Source organism: Nitratidesulfovibrio oxamicus, assembly GCF_015731765.1.
Classification (GTDB): domain Bacteria; phylum Desulfobacterota; class Desulfovibrionia; order Desulfovibrionales; family Desulfovibrionaceae; genus Cupidesulfovibrio; species Cupidesulfovibrio oxamicus.
In genome coordinates this window covers 1-1,812 of the sequence record NZ_VRYY01000470.1, presented here as the reverse complement: position 1 = coordinate 1,812, position 1,812 = coordinate 1, and the positions used below count along the sequence as shown (strand labels likewise).

Here is a 1,812-nt window from a genome sequence, read left to right as displayed (position 1 = left end):
GGCGGCGAGGCCGGGCGGAATGGGCGTTATCGGGGGCGGAAACGGCTGCGGCATGCGCAACGCCCCGCCACGGGGCGGGGCGCGGTCGCCTTCCGGGCTGCGACAGCGTGAATGCTAGCACAGCCCGCAAGGGCGGGCAATTTCCATTTGAACCGGCATCCGGATTGGCGTAGCCTGCGGGGCACGGCGCGGCCACCGCACGCGCGCGGACGCCTCGGCGTTCCGGCTGCCGCCCACACCACCCCGCATGAAGGAGCGATGACCCCATGGAGCGCATGCTGCAAAAGCTGGCACAGCAACTGAACGCCTACGACGAGGCGTCGCTGATGTCGCTGTGGGACCGCTACGCCGCCGTGGTGGACCGTTTCGAGCCCACCAAGCGGTGGGAAGAGGCGGCGCTGGTGCTCAGCCTGATCCAGGCGGTGCGCTGGAAGAACCAGCTCTTCAACCACCACTGGGCCGCGGCGGCCCGGCCTGAGGGCGAACCCCTGGGGGTGCCCCCGCGCATGGCCTTCAATCTCGAACCCGTGGCCGAAAGGGACGATCCCGCCCTAGACGGCGGGCCAGCGGACGGGGACGGCGTCCAGAAGCGGCGCAAGGTGCTCAGCTTCCGGCCGCGAGAGGGCGACTAGCCCGTTGAGTATGTAATAGTAGTAGCGCACGCTTTCCACGAATGCCACGGCCTCGTAGCCACGACAGTACCCGTACCGGGTGCGGGAGTGGTAGCGGGGCCGCGCCAGTTTGGGAAAGGTGTCCTTCAGTTCGCGCCAGGTGCGACCGGAGCCGCCAAGGCTCTGGTCCAGCCGGATGGCGTCGCGCAGGTGGCCCGGCCCCTGGTTGAAGGCGGCCAGGGTGAAGAACCAGCGGTCCCACGGTTGCAGGTCCAGGTCTTCCAGGCTGTCCCACAGCATGCGCAGGTAGCGCGCCCCGCCCCGGATGGACTGGCTGGGGTTCATGCGGTTGACCTTCAGCAGCAGGGCCGTGTTCTGGGTAAGCTGCATGATGCCGCGCACCCCGGTCTTGCTGCGGGCAGAGGCATTGAAACGCGATTCCTGAAAGATCACGGCGGACAGCAGCAGCGGGTCGATGTTGCTCTGGGCGGCGGCGCGGCTGATGGCAGGGGCGTGGGTGGGCAGCTTTTCGGCCACCACGGCCATCAGCTCCATCAGGTCGAAGATGTCCGGATGGCCGGCGATCCCCGAGTAGTCGCCGTCTTCGGACACCCCCAGCGATTCGGGGAGAAAACCGAAGTACCGTTCGGTCAGGTCGTCCAGCAGGGTGTCCGCCGGTGCGGTGCGATCGCGCCAGAATTCGGCCAGCCGGAGGGCAAGGAGGCCGTCGTCGCCGCGCCAGTACCAGTGGTAGGACAGGGCCTTGTCCGTGGCCCGGCCCGGCGTGGGTTCGGTCATGAAGGGCTGCCACAGCCGCCACGAATCGTCGTCCACCATGGCGTGGAGGGGGGCGTCGGTGGCGGGCGCCGTGCCCGCGAAGGCCTCGCCGGACAGAAGGAACGGGCCGCCGGAGGGCGGCAGCAACTCCGGCATGACCGGGCCGGTGGACGTTTCCCACGTGGCCAGCAACAGGGCCGAGCGCAGTCCGTCGGCGGGCTGGCCGTCCCGTGCGGGGCCGGAGGCGTCGGTATCATGCAGCGCCGCGTTCACGGGAACGGGCAGGTCCGGCACTGGCCAGCGCACCAGCACCGGACGGGCGTGGTCGTAGGCCGGTCCCGTCACCAGGTCGGTGAGCGGGGTGGGGGCCGCGCCGGGGGCCAGCCGGGTCAGCAGCGCGGCCAGCGAGAGATCGGAAGAGCAC

2 protein-coding genes are annotated in these 1,812 nt (G+C 69.9%); one reads left to right on the top strand and one right to left on the bottom strand.

What is annotated here, in order from left to right:
* Positions 1 to 266: 266 nt before the first annotated feature.
* Positions 267 to 632, top strand: a complete 366-nt coding sequence (locus FVW20_RS14090; protein WP_196610110.1) for a hypothetical protein — start codon at positions 267 to 269, stop codon at positions 630 to 632.
* Here FVW20_RS14090 and FVW20_RS14085 read toward each other — a convergent pair.
* Positions 552 to 1,812: transglycosylase SLT domain-containing protein (locus FVW20_RS14085; RefSeq protein ID WP_196610109.1), on the bottom strand; the 1,261-nt coding region annotated here is incomplete at its 5' end. The genes FVW20_RS14090 and FVW20_RS14085 overlap by 81 nt on opposite strands.